At 73.7% G+C, this 15,477-nt stretch carries 16 protein-coding genes; 6 read left to right on the top strand and 10 right to left on the bottom strand.

The annotated features are described in order from the left end of the window. Window positions 1-18: 18 nt before the first annotated feature. Window positions 19-1,305, bottom strand: coding sequence for an ABC transporter substrate-binding protein (locus ADK65_RS23335; RefSeq protein ID WP_053672318.1), 1,287 nt, complete (start codon window positions 1,303-1,305; stop codon window positions 19-21). Continuing rightward, window positions 1,280-1,843: a hypothetical protein gene (locus tag ADK65_RS23330; RefSeq protein WP_053672364.1), complete on the bottom strand. Its 564-nt coding sequence runs from the start codon at window positions 1,841-1,843 to the stop codon at window positions 1,280-1,282. Before ADK65_RS23330 ends, ADK65_RS23335 begins: the two co-directional genes overlap by 26 nt. A 145-nt stretch (window positions 1,844-1,988) precedes the next feature. Here ADK65_RS23330 and ADK65_RS23325 point away from each other — a divergent pair, with 145 nt between their 5' ends. Genes ADK65_RS23325 through ADK65_RS23315 form a run of 3 tightly spaced genes read left to right on the top strand, consistent with a single transcriptional unit; the run spans window position 1,989 to window position 5,874 of the window. Further along, entirely contained in the window at window positions 1,989-2,465 is a 477-nt protein-coding gene (locus ADK65_RS23325) for a hypothetical protein (RefSeq protein WP_053672317.1), read from the top strand. After that, window positions 2,465-5,236 (top strand): ABC transporter permease subunit, encoded by a 2,772-nt coding sequence (locus tag ADK65_RS23320; protein ID WP_053672316.1) that lies wholly within the window; start codon window positions 2,465-2,467, stop codon window positions 5,234-5,236. The genes ADK65_RS23325 and ADK65_RS23320 overlap by 1 nt, the downstream gene beginning before the upstream one ends. Continuing rightward, a complete protein-coding gene (locus ADK65_RS23315) occupies window positions 5,233-5,874 on the top strand; it encodes an ABC transporter ATP-binding protein (protein ID WP_053672315.1) in 642 nt (213 codons plus the stop codon). Before ADK65_RS23320 ends, ADK65_RS23315 begins: the two co-directional genes overlap by 4 nt. Before the next feature lie 123 nt (window positions 5,875-5,997). On the opposite strand, the gene ADK65_RS23310 is transcribed toward ADK65_RS23315, so the two are convergent. Beyond that, window positions 5,998-6,630, bottom strand: a complete 633-nt coding sequence (locus ADK65_RS23310; protein WP_053672314.1) for a transglycosylase family protein — start codon at window positions 6,628-6,630, stop codon at window positions 5,998-6,000. A gap of 543 nt (window positions 6,631-7,173) precedes the next feature. On the opposite strand from ADK65_RS23310, the gene ADK65_RS23305 reads away from it, so the two are divergent. Both ADK65_RS23305 and ADK65_RS23300 read left to right on the top strand, forming a co-directional pair. Beyond that, the gene (locus ADK65_RS23305) at window positions 7,174-7,956 is read left to right on the top strand and encodes a hypothetical protein (protein WP_053672313.1); all 783 of its coding nucleotides are present in this window, start codon (window positions 7,174-7,176) and stop codon (window positions 7,954-7,956) included. An 85-nt stretch (window positions 7,957-8,041) separates the two neighbouring features. Then, window positions 8,042-8,461: a hypothetical protein gene (locus ADK65_RS23300; RefSeq protein ID WP_053672312.1), complete on the top strand. Its 420-nt coding sequence runs from the start codon at window positions 8,042-8,044 to the stop codon at window positions 8,459-8,461. 58 nt (window positions 8,462-8,519) lie between these two features. Here the strand turns inward: ADK65_RS23300 and der are convergent, their stop codons facing one another. The 5 genes from der to aroH all read right to left on the bottom strand — a co-directional run bounded on the left by der (window position 8,520) and on the right by aroH (window position 13,090). Further along, a complete protein-coding gene (der, locus tag ADK65_RS23295) occupies window positions 8,520-10,013 on the bottom strand; it encodes a ribosome biogenesis GTPase Der (protein ID WP_053672311.1) in 1,494 nt (497 codons plus the stop codon). A gap of 80 nt (window positions 10,014-10,093) precedes the next feature. Continuing rightward, entirely contained in the window at window positions 10,094-10,741 is a 648-nt protein-coding gene (locus ADK65_RS23290; RefSeq protein ID WP_053672310.1) for a lysophospholipid acyltransferase family protein, read from the bottom strand. Beyond that, window positions 10,738-11,418 (bottom strand): (d)CMP kinase, encoded by a 681-nt coding sequence (gene cmk / locus ADK65_RS23285; RefSeq protein WP_053672309.1) that lies wholly within the window; start codon window positions 11,416-11,418, stop codon window positions 10,738-10,740. The genes ADK65_RS23290 and cmk overlap by 4 nt, the downstream gene beginning before the upstream one ends. Before the next feature lie 227 nt (window positions 11,419-11,645). Then, complete coding sequence (locus tag ADK65_RS23280; protein ID WP_053672308.1) at window positions 11,646-12,731, bottom strand: prephenate dehydrogenase; 1,086 nt, start codon at window positions 12,729-12,731, stop codon at window positions 11,646-11,648. Next, window positions 12,728-13,090: a chorismate mutase gene (gene aroH, locus ADK65_RS23275; protein WP_053672307.1), complete on the bottom strand. Its 363-nt coding sequence runs from the start codon at window positions 13,088-13,090 to the stop codon at window positions 12,728-12,730. Before aroH ends, ADK65_RS23280 begins: the two co-directional genes overlap by 4 nt. A 178-nt stretch (window positions 13,091-13,268) precedes the next feature. Between aroH and ADK65_RS23270 the strand changes: the two genes are divergently transcribed. Beyond that, a complete protein-coding gene (locus ADK65_RS23270) occupies window positions 13,269-13,709 on the top strand; it encodes a Rieske (2Fe-2S) protein (protein WP_053672306.1) in 441 nt (146 codons plus the stop codon). A gap of 24 nt (window positions 13,710-13,733) precedes the next feature. Here the strand turns inward: ADK65_RS23270 and ADK65_RS23265 are convergent, their stop codons facing one another. Then, complete coding sequence (locus tag ADK65_RS23265) at window positions 13,734-14,753, bottom strand: ADP-ribosylglycohydrolase family protein (RefSeq protein ID WP_053672305.1); 1,020 nt, start codon at window positions 14,751-14,753, stop codon at window positions 13,734-13,736. Further along, window positions 14,750-15,469 carry an NUDIX hydrolase gene (locus ADK65_RS23260; RefSeq protein ID WP_053672304.1) on the bottom strand — a complete coding sequence of 240 codons (720 nt, stop codon included), beginning with the start codon at window positions 15,467-15,469 and terminating at the stop codon, window positions 14,750-14,752. The genes ADK65_RS23265 and ADK65_RS23260 overlap by 4 nt, the downstream gene beginning before the upstream one ends. Window positions 15,470-15,477 lie beyond the last annotated feature (8 nt).

The raw sequence follows: 15,477 nt of genomic DNA, 5'->3' as shown, positions 1-15,477 counted from the left end.
TGCGGACAGCCGCTGTCCTCAAGGGGTGTAGGCCAGTTGGGGGACGGTGAAGCAGGTGCGGTTCATGTCCCCCTGGCCCACCCAGCCCCTGCCGTCCTGCCAGCGGGCCACCGACAGGCAGGTCCTGTTCGTCCGCGGCGGCTCGGGGAGGTGTGCGAACCGGACGGGGAGCAGCAGGCCTCCAGCGGTGTAGCCCTGGCTGCGGTTCATGAACGAGTCGACGCACGCGCGCGTGATGCCCCTCGCCGCGCAGGACTTCGCCGCGTCCGTGAACCACCGTGCGGCCGCCCATCCCTCGAGCTGCCACTGGGAGTGCGTCTCCAGCCCCTTCGTCGCCTCGCGGAACTCCCGTACGGCCGGGTCGCCGGTGTCGTCGAAGTTGCGGCTGGCGCCGGTCGCCCAGAGGGCGTTGCGGCAGCGCGGGGCGTCCTTGTAGTCGTCGGCGACGGTGGACGTCCAGTTCTGCACGTTGGTCACCTTGGCGGTGAGGTCGGCGCCGGCCTCGTCCATGGCCCGGCAGAGCTGCGCGTTGCCGTGCGCGTCGATGGCGTCGAACACCAGGTCGGCGCCCTGCTCCTTGAGATCGGCGGCGACGGCGCGGAAGTTGGGCAGGGCGAAGTCGACCTGCTCGGTGACGACCTGGTAGCCCTCGGCGCGCAGGCCCCGCTCGACGAGCCGGGCGTAGGCGGCCGAGGCGGACTGGTTGTAGGAGACGACGGCGGCGGTGCGGGCCCCGTGCTCGCGCTTGAAGTAGCGGTAGACCTCGGTGCCGCCGTACAGCTTGCCGTCCCAGCCGGGGGTGCCGTCGCGGGGCGCGAGGCTGCCGTAGATGCCGTAGAGGTGAGGGTAGGTGTCGTAGGCGGCGCCGATGGGCTGGCCGCCGATGTCGGGCACGCGCGCGCGGGAGACGCGGGAGGCGCCCGCGTAGTCGAGGGCGGTGGTGGCGACCAGGGCGACGACGTCGTCCTCCTCGACGAGCCGGTGCACGCACTCGTTGTTGCCGACGCCGCTGCCGCCGTCGTCGCAGCGGCGTACCTCGACCCGGCGCCCGTCGATGCCGCCGCGGGCGTTGAGCCGGTCGAAGAAGGCCTGGGCGCCGTCGCGCGGGCCGGTGAAGGCGCTTCCGCCGACCGGGCTGGTGGCGCTGGTGATGATGCCGACCCGCAGGGGCGCGGACGCAGGGGGCGGCGGGGTGCGGTCGTCGTGCCGGAAGTCGCTCTCCGGAAGCCGGCTGCCGCAGGCCGCGCTCAGGGAGAGCAACAGGACCGCGGCGAGGATCTCAGCAACCCGGGACCGGCGACGCATTACCGCTCATCTGCACCAGCGAGCACAGCGTCTTGACGGACACCTTCCAGGTGCCGTCCTGTTCGACGGCCGTACCGGAGGCATTCGGCAGGACGGTGGCGCCCTTGAGGGTGAGCGTGTACGTCACGTCCGCGCCGGTCGGCGACGTGAACCGGACCTTGGTGACCTTCGCCTCGACCTGCCCGCCCCGGGCGTCACCGCTGAAGGCCTTGAGGACGGGTGCCATCCGCTCGCCGTTCTCCAGGACGGCCAGCTTGTCCTCGGGCAGGGTGTTCGGGTCGAAGAACTTCTGCCAGTTCTGCTTGATCTCCGTCTCCGCCGCGGCCCGGTCCGCCGGTGCGCTGGCCGGGGCGCTCGTGGTGCGCTCCGCGGTCGGTGTGGGGGGCGTGCTCGCGCCGCCACCGCCGTAGTCGTCGCTGCACGCCGCGAGGGCCGGGGCGAGGACCAGGATTAGGGCGGCCGCGATCGCCGTGCCCCGTCCCGCGGTGCGTGGACCCCCCGTCGCGTTCCCCCGCCTGAGGTCGCTGCCGAGAACCATCTGGCTCACCACCGGGTGTCGGTCCGGGCCATGTGCGCCCGGTGCTTTCAGGGTCAGCTTCCACAGGGCATAGTGCAAGCGATCGGCGGACTCGAACAGGCAGCCCGACGCACGCACAGCCGAATCCGACGTGTGGGAGCCAGCGATGCGGACCAGCCGACTGCGGACCGTGCATCCCGTCCTGTGGGCGGGCTGGGCCGCCCTGGCCGCCGGCGCGGTGCTGTGCGCCGTGGGCTGGTACGGGGTCTCCGGCGAGCGTTACGCCGAACGGCAGTTGCCCTACCTGGCCTCCTGCACGATCCCCGGGGCCGCGCTGATCATCGCCGGGGCGGTACTGCTGGCCCAGGGCAGGGGTTCGGTCGCCGCCTCGCGCGTGGAGGAGCTGTACGGCCTGCTGGTGGCGGCCGAACCGGCCGGGACGGAGGAGACCGGCCGGGCGGTGCTCGCGCCCCTCGCGGTCAGCGGCGATCTGCTGATGGTGCCGGGCGGCACCCTGTGGCACCGCGCCGACTGCCCGCTGGTCGCCGGCAAGGCGGAGGCGGTGCCGGTGGATTCCAAGCTGGTGGCCGGCGGTGAGCTGGACGCCTGCCCGATCTGCGAACCGGCCGAAGAAACCGACTGATGTCCTCGCTGACGTACGACCTCACGCTCGCCGGGCTCTCGGTCGGCAGCGCGGCGGCGCTCACCGGGATCGGCCTGGTCGTGACGTACCGCGCGACGGGCGTGCTGAACTTCGCGCACGGCGCGATCGCCATGGTGTGCGCGTACGGCTTGCGGCAGTGCGTAGTCGAGTGGGGCTGGCCCCTGTGGCTCGGGGCGGCGGTGACGCTGCTGGTGCTGGCGCCGGGGGTGGGGGTGGTCCTGGAACGGTTCGTCTTCCGGCCTCTGGCGGTCCTGGGCGGTGATCCCGCGCAGACGCTGGTGGCGTCCATCGGGGTGTTCGTCCTGCTGGTGGGCGGGGCGGCGCTGGTGTGGGGGCAGGGAGCGCGGGACGACGCCCCGGTGCTGGTGCCGGACGAGCCGTGGGGGCAGCTCGCGGTGGTGCTGGTGCTGGCCGCCGGCGTCGCGGTGGTGGTCCGCCGGACGCGGTTCGGACGGGAGCTGCGAGCCGTGGTGGACGACCGGCGGCTCGCGGTACTGGGCGGCATCGACGCGGACCGGGTCGCGGCCACCGGCTGGGCGTTCGGTGCGTTCACGGCCGGGCTGACGGGTGTGCTGCTGGCGCCGTACGTACGGCTCGACCCCTACGGTCTGTCGCTGCTCGTGATGGAGGTCGTCGCGGTCGCGGTGGCGGCACGGATGCGGAGCCTGACGGTCGCGGTGGTGGTGGCGCTGGGCATCGGGGTGGCGCAGAGCCACCTGACGCGGCTGCATCCGCCGGGCTGGGCCGAGCCGCTGCTCCAGGCGGTGGGAACGAACCTGTTCGTCGTCGCGCTGCTGGTCGCGGCGCTGGTGCTGCCGGGCGTCGGGGAGCGGGACGTGCTGCCGCGCGCGGCCACGGTGCGCGTGCCGGCCGCGCCGGGCGTCTGGATCGTGGTGCTGGTGCTGTTCCTGCTGCCGCTGGGTCTCGCGGGCCGGGACCTGCACACCTCGGTCCAGGTCCCGGCGCTGGCCGTGATCCTGCTGTCGCTGGTGGTGGTCACCGGACGGGGCGGCCAGATCTGCCTGGGGCAGGCCGCGTACGCGGGTCTGGGCGCCCTTTTCACGGCACTGCTGGCGTCGGGCCGCTTCCCGGGCCTGCCCCGCCTGCCGGAACTGGCGGCCCTCGCGGTGGCGGTCGTGCTGGTGGCGCCGCTCGGGCTGCTGACGGGCTGGCCGGCGATCGGCCGCCGGGGCCTGGCCCTGGCGCTGGCGACGTTCGCGGTCGGTGTGGGGGTGAGCCGTTTCGTCTTCGCCCAGCCGTACGCCACGGCGGGCCTCGCGCTCGGCCGTCCGGCGGGCTTCGACGGGGACCGGGCGTACTACGTCCTGGAGCTGCTCCTGCTGGCGGCCGCGCTGCTGGCGACGCGCGCGCTGCGCCGGGGGCGGACGGGCCGGGCCCTCGCCGCCATGCGGGATCACGAGCGGGGCGCGCAGGCGGCGGGCGTCCGGGTGCCGTCCCTGAAGCTGCTGGCGTTCGTCGCGGGTGCCGCTCTGGCCGCGCTGGGCGGCGCCATGCTCGGCATGGGGCTGCGTGCCTTCGACGCGGGCGCCTACGACCCGGTGCGGGGCCTGCTGTGGTTCGCGGCCGTGGTGGTGCTGGGCGCCGACAGCACGCTCGGCGCCCTCGCCGCCGCGGCCCTCCTGGTCGGGCTCGACGCGGGCACGCGCGGCGGGGTCGCGGCCGCCCTCGTCGGCATCCTGGCGATCCTGGTGGGCCGCTTCCCTGGCGGTCCGTACGAGGCCTTGCGCGCGACGGCGGACCGTCTGCGGCCGCGCCGTACCCCGGCGCTGACGGAGAGGGGCCTGCGGGCCCGCGCACTGCTGCAGCCGGCGCAGCCGCGCGCGGCGGTGAGGGCACCGGTGCCGGCGGGGGCGACGGGTGTGGCGCACGGCGGGGAGCAAGCGGGAACGGCCGGGGCGACAGGCGGAGCACGCGGCGGGGAGCAGGCGGGAACGGGCGGGGGACACGGCGAGGCGGGACCGGCCGGTCGGCGGGAGGCCCGAGACCGCGAACCACGTTCGGGACGTCGCCCGATGGCCGTTTCCCCCGCCACCGCGCCCCTCCTCACCGCCCGGGACCTCCACGTCCGCTATGGCGGCTTCACCGCCCTCGACGGGGTGGACCTGAGCCTCTCCCCCGGACGGATCACCGGCGTCGTGGGGCCCAACGGGGCCGGGAAGAGCACCCTGTTCCACTGTCTGGCCGGGACGCTGCGGCCCGGGCGCGGGACCGTGCGGCTCGGCGGACGGGACATCACCGCGCTGCCCGCCCACACCCGCTCCCGGCTCGGTGTGGCGCGGACCTTCCAGCAGCTGGCCGTCTTCCCCTCGCTGACCGTGGCCGAGAACGTCCGGGTGGGGGCGGAGCAGGGCCGGGTGGCCGACCCGGGCGCGGTGGAACGCACCCTCAGGCTGCTCGGGCTCGACGGGCCCGTACGCGCACGGCCCGCCGCCTCGCTGCCCACCGGCACGCTGCGCCGCGTCGAGCTGGCCCGGGCCCTCGCGGGCAGCCCCCGCGTCCTCCTGCTGGACGAACCCGCCGCCGGTCTGGACACCGCCGAAGTGGCCGCCTTGGCCCGCGTCCTGAAAGCCCTGGCCGCCGACGGCACGGCCCTCCTCGTCGTCGAGCACGATCTGGACCTGGTGGCCGGTCTCGCGGATGTCGTACAGGTGATGACCGCGGGCCGCGTCGTCGCCTCCGGTCCGCCCGGGCACGTCCTGGACGCCCTGGATCCGGGGGCCGGACGATGACGACGCTCTCCCTGCGCCGCGCTCGCGTGCGTTACGGCCCTTTGGAGGCCCTGCACGGCATCACGCTCGCCGCCCCCGGCCCGGGCCTCACCGTGCTGCTGGGCCGCAACGGCTCCGGCCGCACCACCGCCTTGAACGCCCTGGCCGGCACGCTGCCCCTGTCGGGCGGCGCGGTGGTGTGGGACGGCACGGACGTGACCCGCGTCCCGGCCCACGAACGCGCCCGGCGCGGGATGTGCCTCGTGCCGGAACGGCGGGCCGTGTTCGGCTCGCTCACGGTGCGCGAGAACCTCGCACTCGCCGCGCGCGACCACACCCTGGCCCTCGACTCCTACCCGCAGCTGCGCCCTTTGCTGGAGCGGCGCGCGGGCACCCTGTCCGGCGGGGAGCAGCGCATGCTCGCCCTCTCCCGGGCACTGCTCGCACGGGCGCGCGTGGTGCTCGCCGACGAGCCCGCCCAGGGCATGTCGCCCTCGGTCGCGGCCCGGACGTACGAGCTGCTGAGCGCGCTCGACGCCTGTGTGGTGATCGCCGAGCAGCGGATGCCGCCCGGCCTGCGGGGCCGGCCCGCCGTCGTCTACGAACTGCGGCGCGGGGCGGTCGTGTTCGCCGGTGAGGCGGGTGAACTCGCGGGCTGATCCGGGACGTCCGCCCGCGCGCCCGGCGCCGTGCGGGCGGCCGGGCGGATGGCATCACGCCCTGAACCCCGTCCGGTCGGTCGACCGGACGGGGCCCGTGTCCCGGCGAGGGGGAGCGCCGGCTCAGAACCTGAGGCGCAGGCCGGGCACGATCACGTCGGGGTCCGCCCCGATGGCGGCCTTGTTGGCGGCGTAGAGGCGCTGCCAGGTGGTCCCGTGCCGGGCGGCGACACCGCTCAGTGTGTCGCCGTGGCGGACGGTGTAGTCACCGCGGTCGGAGCCGCGGTCCGCGTGTTCCGCGGGGCGCGCGGGTGCCTTCGACGGCTTCGCCGCCGAGGACGTGGTGGAGGTCACCGGGTCGGCGGCGGGTGCGCCGCCGCTCGCCCCGGCGCGTGCCGAGCAGACGGGCCAGGCGCCCCACCCCTGAGCGCGCTGGACCTTGGTGGCGACGGCGATCTGCTGGGACCTGCTCGCCCGGTCGGCGGTGGGCGCGTAGGCCGTGCCGCCGTAGGCGTTCCAGGTGGAGGGGGCGAACTGGAGTCCGCCGTAGTAGCCGTTGCCGGTGTTGATGTGCCAGTCGCCGCCGCTCTCGCACTGGGCGATGCGGTCCCACACTCCGCTGTCGGCCGCCGCGGCGTTTCCGGTCGCGGCCAGCAGTCCGAGGGGCGCGAGCAGGGCCGCCCCGGCGAGGACCGCCGTCGTTCGAACCTGGTGCTTCCGGGCGGTGGAGCGAGTGGTATCGGCACATTCGGACATGTAGGTCCCTTTCGAAACACCCGGGATCCCCCAAGGCGGAGCGCCACTCCCGCGCCATGGGGCGCGGGGGTCGCGCTCGCCCCGCCCACCGGAGCGGTGCCGTGCCCGGTTCCTGGGAACCCGGCGGCCGGTGGACGTACCCGAGCGGTGCTCGTTGCACACGGCGGAGGAATCTATGGAGGCGGGCGGCCGGCATCAACCAGTCGCCCGTCCGGGCAGGCCAGTTCACCGATACCTCGGGTAACGGCAATTTCCGGACACCCACTTCATTCGCGGATTTCCGGATTTGTCGACCACCCACCCTGCCGATCTGTGACCCACTTCACCCACCCAACACCCTTTGTGTAGCGGCTGGTTGACGGTGAGTGCACGATTCCGCGCGAGGCGTGACTCCATGCGCTGGATGGTTCGATTCCGTTCGCTCTGGGGCGTGACTACCGCCACAGATCGCCCGTTGTCTTCTGCATGAGCCGGGACCGACCCGGACCACGGGCCGGGAGCCACCCGGCTTTGCCACGCACCGCATCCCCGAGGGAGCCACCCGTGCCGCGCATGCTCGACGTCAGCGACGAGGTACGCGCCGAGATCGGCGACGAAGAAGCCGACCGCCTGCTCGCCGGAGAGACCGCCCCGGGCAGTTACGACTGCACGTCCTGCCGCACTCCGGGCGACTCCGCGCAGGAGCGCACCAGCACCGTCCTGTTCATCGGCGACGAGACCGCCGTCCTCGCCTTCGCCCACGCCGGGTGCCTGCCCTCGCAGGTCGTGCAGGTCACCGAGGAACAGCTGCAGGGCGCCGTGAAGTCCATCACCGGCGACACGGTCGCCCCAGAGCCCGCCGAGCTGGCGCCCGAGCAGGCGGTGCTCGGCGTGACCAGCGGGCTCGTCCTGATCGGCGGGGAGCTGCACCCGGCCCTGGTGGTCGAGCCGACCGGCGCCATCGCCCGGCCCGGCTCGACCGGCGGCGGCGACGAATTCCTGCCGCTGCTCATCGAACAGGGATTCATGCCGCTGACGGAGCTGTCCGCCGTACCGCCGGTGCTGCACGGCTGGTCGGTGCTGCTCGCCGTGGGCCGGCTGCACGCGGTGCTCCAGCCCGGCCCGGCGGGCGGCCAGCCGGTGGCCTGGTGGCAGGCGCACCAGCCGCTCCAGGTGACCGAGGGGTGGCGCGCGGCCGCCAACAAGCACCAGCAGGTGCTGATGTTCGCCGCGCCGGCCGGCTCCATCGGCCGCCAGCCGCGCGAGGACCTGATGCGGGACGCGCTGGACAAGGCCGCGGCGAACGGAAAACTGGTCGCCTCGACGCTGCCGCTGGCCGGCACCTGAGCCGAACGTCACCCGTCCACGCCGTCCACCTGCGAAAGAAGCACCCGGACCGCATCCCCCGACCCGCGGGGTCGTTTGGACATACGTGCACGCATACGACGTTCCCCGCCGCCAGTCCTTCACGCCGATCCCGTCCGCGCGATCGGCCCAGGACTCCCAGGGCGGCCCATCGGCCACGCCGATCTACGACGCGCTCTACGCCGAGTACGTCAAGTCCTTCCGCGCACTGCCGGGCGACCGCAGCGGCGAGGAGAAGCTGGGCTTCACCGCCTTCGGGAACACCCCGCACGGTTCGGGCTCGTACGGAGGGACGTACGGCAGCTCGTACAGTGCCTACAGCGCGGGTGCCCAGAGCGCCCGCCATGCCGCCGGGCAGCAGTCGCAGTGGCAGCGTGTCGGCACCGCCGGCTCATACGGCACGGGCGCGTACGGCACGGGCACGTACGGCACGGGGATGCACTACGTCCCGGCCGCGCTGCCGCCGGGACGGCGCGGCGGCGGCTGAGCGCGCACCGGACAGAAAGGGCGGCCCCGTTCGGGGCCGCCCTTTCCGGTGCTTCGCGCTACTTCTTCTTGCCGCGCTTCTCGCGCACCCGCACGGAGATGTGGATCGGCGTCCCGTCGAAGCCGAACTCCTCGCGCAGGCGGCGCTCGATGAAGCGCCGGTAGCCCGCCTCGATGAAGCCCGAGGCGAACAGGACGAACCGCGGCGGCTTGGTGCCCGCCTGCGTGCCGAACAGGATGCGCGGCTGCTTGCCGCCCCGGACCGGGTGCGGGTGGGCCGCTACCAGCTCACCGAGGAAGGCGTTCAGCCGTCCCGTCGGGACCCGGGTCTCCCAGCCCGCCAGGGCGGTCTCGATCGCCGGGACCAGCTTCTCCATGTGCCGGCCGGTGCGCGCCGAGACATTGACCCGCGGCGCCCACGCCACCTGGCCGAGCTCGGTCTCGATCTCCCGCTCCAGGTAGTAGCGGCGCTCCTCGTCGAGGGTGTCCCACTTGTTGTACGCGAGGACGATCGCACGGCCCGCCTCCACGGCCATGGTGACGATCCGCTGGTCCTGCACCGAGATGGACTCGGAGCCGTCGATCAGGATGACCGCGACCTCCGCCTTCTCGACGGCGGCGGCGGTGCGCAGCGAGGCGTAGTAGTCGGCGCCCTGCTGGAGGTGGACACGCTTGCGGATGCCCGCCGTGTCGACGAACTTCCAGGTGACGCCGCCGAGTTCGATCAGCTCGTCGACCGGGTCGCGGGTGGTGCCCGCCAGCTCGTTGACGACGACGCGCTCCTCGCCCGCCACCTTGTTCAGCAGGGAGGACTTGCCGACGTTCGGGCGGCCGATCAGGGCGACGCGCCGCGGGCCGCCGATGCCGACCCCGCCGAAGGTCTGGCGCGGCGCGTCGGGGAGCACCTCCAGGACCTGGTCGAGCATGTCGCCGGTGCCCCGGCCGTGCAGGGCGGAGACCGGGTGCGGCTCCCCCAGGCCCAGCGACCACAGGTAGGACGCGTCGGCCTCGCCGCTCGGGCCGTCCACCTTGTTGGCGCACAGTACGACCGGCTTGCCGGCCTTGCGCAGCAGCCGGACGACGGCCTCGTCGGTGTCGGTGGCGCCGACCTTGGCGTCGACGACGAAGACGACCGCGTCGGCGGCCTCGATGGCGTACTCGGCCTGGGCGGCCACGGAGGCGTCGATGCCGAGGACGTCCTGCTCCCAGCCGCCGGTGTCGACGACCTTGAAGCGGCGGCCCGCCCATTCGGCCTCGTAGGTCACACGGTCGCGGGTGACGCCGGGCTTGTCCTCGACGACCGCCTCACGGCGCCCGATGATGCGGTTCACCAGAGTCGACTTGCCGACATTGGGGCGGCCGACGACGGCGAGCACGGGGAGCGGGCCGTGACCCGCCTCCTCGATGGCGCCCTCGACGTCCTCGAGGTCGAAGCCCTCCTCCGCGGCGAGCTCCATGAACTCCGCGAACTCGGCGTCGCCGAGCGCCCCGTGGTCGTGCTCGTGGGCGCCCTCGGACGCGTCCGAGCCGTCGGGCTGGATGTGGTCGTTCATGAAGTCCGTACCTCGTCGTTCATTCGTGGTGGTCGGTGGAGCACCCGGGGGTTCCGGGCTGATCCACTACTCAGTGTCGCCTAGCGCCTGGTGAGGTGCCTGGCGTTTTCCAGGTGGGCGGCGAGCTGCTTCTGGATGCGCCCGGTCGCCTCGTCCAGCGCCTTGCGCGTCCGGCGGCCGCTGCCGTCGCCCGCCTCGAAGGGCTCGCCGAAGACGACGTCGACGCGGGAGCGCAGCGGGGGCAGCCCCTTTATCAACCGTCCCCGCCGCTCGGAACTTCCCAGCACGGCCACCGGCACGATCGGGGCGCCGCTGCGCACCGCGAAGTACGCCAGGCCGGCGCGCAGCGAGGCGAAGTCGCCCTCGCCCCGGGTGCCCTCCGGGAAGATGCCGAGCACGCCACCGCTGTCCAGGACGCCCAGCGCCCGGGTGATGGCCGTGCGGTCGGTGGTGTCGCGGTCGACCTTGACCTGCCCGATGCCCAGCAGGAAGGGATCCAGCGGACCGATGAAGGCTTCCTTCTTGATCAGGAAGTGCGTCGGCCGGGGCGCCACGCCCATGACCATGGGGCCGTCGATGTTGTGGGAGTGGTTGACCGCGAGGATCACGGGGCCGCTCGCCGGCACCCGCCAGGCGCCGAGCACGCGCGGCTTCCACAGCCCGTACATCAGGCCGACGCCGATGCGCCGCCCGACCTCGGCACCCCGCGCCGAAGGAAGCTCGGTCACTTTCCGGCCCGCTTCTCCTCGACGAGGGTGACGACGCACTCGATGACCTGGGCCAGCGTGAGCTCGGTGGTGTCCACCTCGACGGCGTCGTCCGCCTTGGCGAGCGGGGAGGTCTTGCGGCTGGAGTCGGCGGCGTCCCGCTTGATGAGCGCCTCGCGGGTGGAGTGGACGTCGGAGCCCTTCAGCTCACCGCTGCGGCGGGCGGCGCGGGCCTCCGGGGAGGCGGTGAGGAAGATCTTGAGGTCGGCGTCGGGCAGCACGGTCGTGCCGATGTCCCGGCCCTCGACGACGATGCCCCTCTCCGCGGCGGCGGCGATCGAGCGCTGCAGCTCGGTGATCCGGGCGCGCACCTCGGGCACCGCGCTGACCGCGCTGACCTTGGAGGAGACCTCCTGGGTGCGGATCGGGCCGGCCACGTCCACCCCGTCGACCGTGATGGCGGGCCCCTCCGGGTCGGTGCCGGAGACGATCTCGGGCTTGCCCGCCACGGCGGCGATGGCGGACGGGTCGTCTATGTCGATGCCGTTGCTCACCATCCACCAGGTGATCGCCCGGTACTGGGCGCCGGTGTCCAGGTAGCTCAGCCCCAGCTGGGCCGCCACGGCCTTCGAGGTGCTCGACTTGCCGGTGCCGGCGGGGCCGTCGATGGCGACAATCACTGGCGTGGCGCTTTCCACAGTGGGGACCTTCCTGAACCGGGCTCGGCGGGGGTGAGGGCGCGAGTGCCCCGCACAAGGTTACTGGGTGCGCGTCACTCGTCCGGCCGCGCGTCCGGGGCGGCTGCGCGGGACCGCCGACGACGCTCGGCCGCAGTCAGCCCGTCCGGCGTTTGAGGACGAGGCCGTTGAGGCCGAAGCGGGGGCCCGGGGGCGGCAGCCCCCGGAACCGCCACCGACCGCACCCCCTACTGCCGCAGCGCCCAGCCCCGTTCCCGCAGCGCGGCACTGAGCACCGGGGCCGCCTTCGGCTCCACCATGAGCTGCACCAGACCCGCCTGCTGCCCCGTCGCGTGCTCGATGCGCACGTCCTCGATGTTGACGCCGGCCAGGCCCGCGTCGGCGAAGATCCGGGCCAGCTGCCCCGGCTGGTCGTCGATGAGCACGGCCACGACCTCGTAGGCGCGCGGCGCGGACCCGTGCTTGCCGGGGACGCGGACCTGGCCGGCGTTGCCCCGCCGCAGCAGGTCCTCGACCCTGTCGGCGCCCTCGCGGCGTTTGTGGTCGTCGGAGGACTGCAGGGCACGCAGGGCGCGCACGGTGTCCTCCAGATCCGCGGCGACGTCGGTGAGCAGGTCGGCGACCGGCGCGGGGTTGGCGGAGAGGATGTCGATCCACATCCGGGGTTCGGAGGCGGCGATCCTCGTCACATCCCGGATGCCCTGCCCGCACAGCCGTACGGCGGCCTCCTCGGCGTGCTCCAGGCGCGCGGCGACCAGGCTGGAGACCAGGTGAGGCATGTGCGAGACGAGGGCGACGGCACGGTCGTGGGCGTCGGCGTCCATCACCACCGGCACGGCGCGGCAGTGCGAGACCAGCTCCAGCGCGAGGTTCAGCACCTCGGTGTCGGTGTCCCGGGTCGGGGTGAGCACCCAGGGGCGGCCCTCGAAGAGGTCGCCGGTCGCGGCCAGCGGGCCGGACTTCTCCCGGCCCGACATGGGGTGGGAGCCGATGTACGCGGACAGGTCGAGACCGCGCGCCTCCAGCTCGCGGCGCGGTCCGCCCTTGACGCTGGCGACGTCGAGGTAACCGCGTCCCGCACCACGGCGCAGGGCGTCGGCGAGGACGTCGGCCACCTGTGCGGGCGGGGCGGCGACGATCACGAGGTCGACGGGCCCGTCCGGCGCCTCGTCCGTGCCGGCGCCGAGCGCGGCCGCCGTACGGGCCTGCTCGGGGTCCGGGTCGGCGAGGTGCACGGTGACGCCCCGCTGGGACAGGGCCAGGGCGGCGGAGGTGCCGATGAGGCCGGTGCCGACGACGAGTGCGGTCCTCACTGGGCGATGTCCTTGCGCAGGGCGGCGGCGGCGCCGAGGTAGACGTGGGCGATGGCGGACCGGGGCCGGTCGGACTCGATGTGCGCGAGGACGCGGACGACCCGGGGCATGGCGCCCTCGATGTCCAGTTCCTGCGCGCAGATCAGCGGCACGTCGACGATGCCCAGCTTGCGGGCGGCAGCGGCCGGGAAGTCGCTGTGCAGGTCGGGCGTGGCCGTGAACCAGATGCTGATCAGGTCGTCGGCGGCGAGCTCGTTGCGCTCCAGGATCTCCGTGAGCAGGGCTCCGACCTGCTCGTCCATGTGCCCGGCCTCGTCCCGTTCCAGTTGGACCGCGCCCCGGACCGCTCGTACCGCCACGGCGATGCTCCTTGCTGACGTGGGTGTCGCTCTACGTCCGACCAGCCTAGTCAGCCCGCGCGACCCGGGTGCGCGGCGCCCGCCCGGCGAGACGCCAGGAACGGCACCTTTGGGTAAGTTCGGTGACCGGATGATGAATGTCCCTGTTCACACCCTTTGGCACGTTCGGAGTGACGACATGACCTACGAGACCACGCGCCGCACGGTTCTCCTCGCGACCGGCGCCACGGGTGCGGCGGCACTCGTCGCGGCCTGCGGCGGGGGCGGCGACGACAGCGGTTCCTCGTCGACGGGCTCCCCCACCGGCCAGGAGACGACGGGCGGCCCCGCCGGGCAGGTCCTGGCCAACGTCGACGAGATCCCAGTCGGCGGCGGAAAGATCTTCGCGGACGAGAAGGTCGTGGTGACCCAGCCGGAGCAAGGTCGGTTCAAGGCCTTCTCGGCGATCTGCACCCACCAGCGCTGCACGGTGGGGTCCGTCTCCGACGGCACGATCGACTGCCCCTGCCACGGCAGCAAGTTCAAGATCGCCGACGGCGCGGTGGCGCACGGCCCGGCGACCCGGCCGCTGCCCGCCGAGCAGATCACCGTGGAGGGGAACTCCATCCGTCTGGCCTGAGGGCCTGCGCCCGGCACCGGGCCGTCACGCGTCCCAGAGCGCCCCGAGGGTGAGCAGGTCGGTCCGGTACTCCACGCGGTCGGCCCACTCGGCGGGCCAGGCCTCCGCGCCCAGGTGCGCGCCCGCGAAGGCGCCGGCGAGGCAGGCGATCGAGTCCGAGTCGCCGGCGGTGCAGGCGCCGCGGCGCAGGGCCGTCACCGGCTCGTCGACGAAGAGCAGGAAGCACAACAGCCCGGTCGCCAGGGCCTCCTCGGCGATCCAGCCCTCGCCGGTGGCCAGACACGGGTCGGTCTCCGGCGAGACGGTGCGCACGGCGTGCCGGAGCCGCTCGAGGGCCTCCAGGCATTCGTCCCAGCCGCGGGCGATGAACCGCTCGGGGCTCGGGTCCCCGGCACGCCGCCACAGGTCACCGAGCCAGCGCTCGTGGTAGTGACTGCGGTTCTCCAGGGCGTACGAGCGGAGCAGGCCGATCAGCCCGGTCGGCTCGGCGCCCTGCGCGAGCAGGCGTACCGCGCGTGCGGTGAGGTCGGACGCGGCGAGGGCGGTGGGATGCCCGTGGGTGAGGGCGGACTGCAACTGGGCGGCGCCCGCACGCTGTTCGTCACTGAGGCCGGGGACCAGACCCAGGGGCGCGACGCGCATGTTGGCGCCGCAGCCCTTGGATTCGATCTGACTGGCGTCCTGCCAGGGGCGGTCCGTGCGCTCCAGCAGCGCGCAGGCCCGCAGACAGGTGTTGCCGGGGGCGCGGTTGTTCTCCGGAGAGCGGTTCCAGGCGATGAACTCCTGTCGCACCGCCTCGGCCATCCCCTGGGGCCCGAGTACGCCCCGGTCCATCGCCGCCCGTATCCCCCGCCCGAGCGCCAGCGTCATCTGCGTGTCGTCGGTGACGATCGCCGGCGCCGGAAGGCTCATCCGCCGCCAGGGCCCGCACTTGGCGAGGATCGAGGGAACGTCGTTGAACTCGGTCGGAAAGCCCAGCGCATCCCCGAGCGCGAGACCCGTGAGCGCTCCGGTGGCGGCCTGCTTGTGGACGAGCGTTGTCATGCGGGGTGTCCTTCCCGGGCGGGCCGGAGGAGGGGTGGATGGAGGGTGGTGGCGGTTCCGGCGCGGTACAGCGCGGCGGGTTTGCCGCGGCCGCCGGTCAGCCGGGCCGCGCCGGGGACGGCTTCGACGAAGCCGGGGGTGGCGAGCACCTTGCGCCGGAAGTTGGGCCGGTCGAGCTCGTTGCCCCACACGGTCTCGTAGACCTGCTGGAGCTCGCCGAGGGTGAACTCGGGCGGGCAGAAGGCGGTGGCGAGGCAGGTGTACTCGAATTTGGCGCCGACGCGGTCGTGGGCGTCGGCCAGGATGCGGTCGTGGTCGAAGGCGAGCGGCCCGGCCGTCCCGTACGGCACCCAGCGGGCCTGCGCGGCGTCGCTGCCGCCGTGTGCCTCGGGGGCGTCGGGCAGCAGTGCGGCGAAGGCGACCGACACGACCCGCATCCGGGGGTCGCGGCCGGGCTCGCTGTAGGTCCGCACTTGTTCCAGATGCAGCCCGGAGACGTCGGACAGGCCGGTCTCCTCGGCGAGTTCACGCCGGGCGGCCGTCTCCGCGGACTCGTCCGGCTGCACGAACCCGCCGGGCAGGGCCCAGCGTCCGGCGTACGGCTCCTGCCCGCGCTCGACGAGCAGCACGTGCAGTGCGCCCTCCCGGAGGGTGAACACCGCGAGGTCGACGGTCACCGCGAAGGGTTCGTGGGCGTACTTGTCGTAACCGTCCATGCACCGGC

Origin of the sequence: Streptomyces sp. NRRL B-1140, from assembly GCF_001280065.1 — a bacterium.
Lineage (GTDB): Bacteria > Actinomycetota > Actinomycetes > Streptomycetales > Streptomycetaceae > Streptomyces.
The sequence above is the reverse complement of the archived record's forward strand: the minus strand, read 5'-3'. Positions and strand labels throughout refer to the sequence as shown.

Bases quoted from the DNA above. Each gene is read 5' to 3' on its own strand.
- ADK65_RS23330 (WP_053672364.1), bottom strand. From the start codon at position 1,843: ATGGTTCTCGGCAGCGACCTCAGGCGGGGGAACGCGACGGGGGGTCCA.
- ADK65_RS23325 (WP_053672317.1), top strand. From the start codon at position 1,989: ATGCGGACCAGCCGACTGCGGACCGTGCATCCCGTCCTGTGGGCGGGC.
- ADK65_RS23310 (WP_053672314.1), bottom strand. From the start codon at position 6,630: ATGTCCGAATGTGCCGATACCACTCGCTCCACCGCCCGGAAGCACCAG.
- ADK65_RS23265 (WP_053672305.1), bottom strand. From the start codon at position 14,753: ATGACAACGCTCGTCCACAAGCAGGCCGCCACCGGAGCGCTCACGGGT.
- ADK65_RS23335 (WP_053672318.1), bottom strand. From the start codon at position 1,305: ATGCGTCGCCGGTCCCGGGTTGCTGAGATCCTCGCCGCGGTCCTGTTG.
- der (WP_053672311.1), bottom strand. From the start codon at position 10,013: ATGAACGACCACATCCAGCCCGACGGCTCGGACGCGTCCGAGGGCGCC.
- ADK65_RS23270 (WP_053672306.1), top strand. From the start codon at position 13,269: ATGACCTACGAGACCACGCGCCGCACGGTTCTCCTCGCGACCGGCGCC.
- ADK65_RS23315 (WP_053672315.1), top strand. From the start codon at position 5,233: ATGACGACGCTCTCCCTGCGCCGCGCTCGCGTGCGTTACGGCCCTTTG.
- ADK65_RS23320 (WP_053672316.1), top strand. From the start codon at position 2,465: ATGTCCTCGCTGACGTACGACCTCACGCTCGCCGGGCTCTCGGTCGGC.
- ADK65_RS23260 (WP_053672304.1), bottom strand. From the start codon at position 15,469: ATGGACGGTTACGACAAGTACGCCCACGAACCCTTCGCGGTGACCGTC.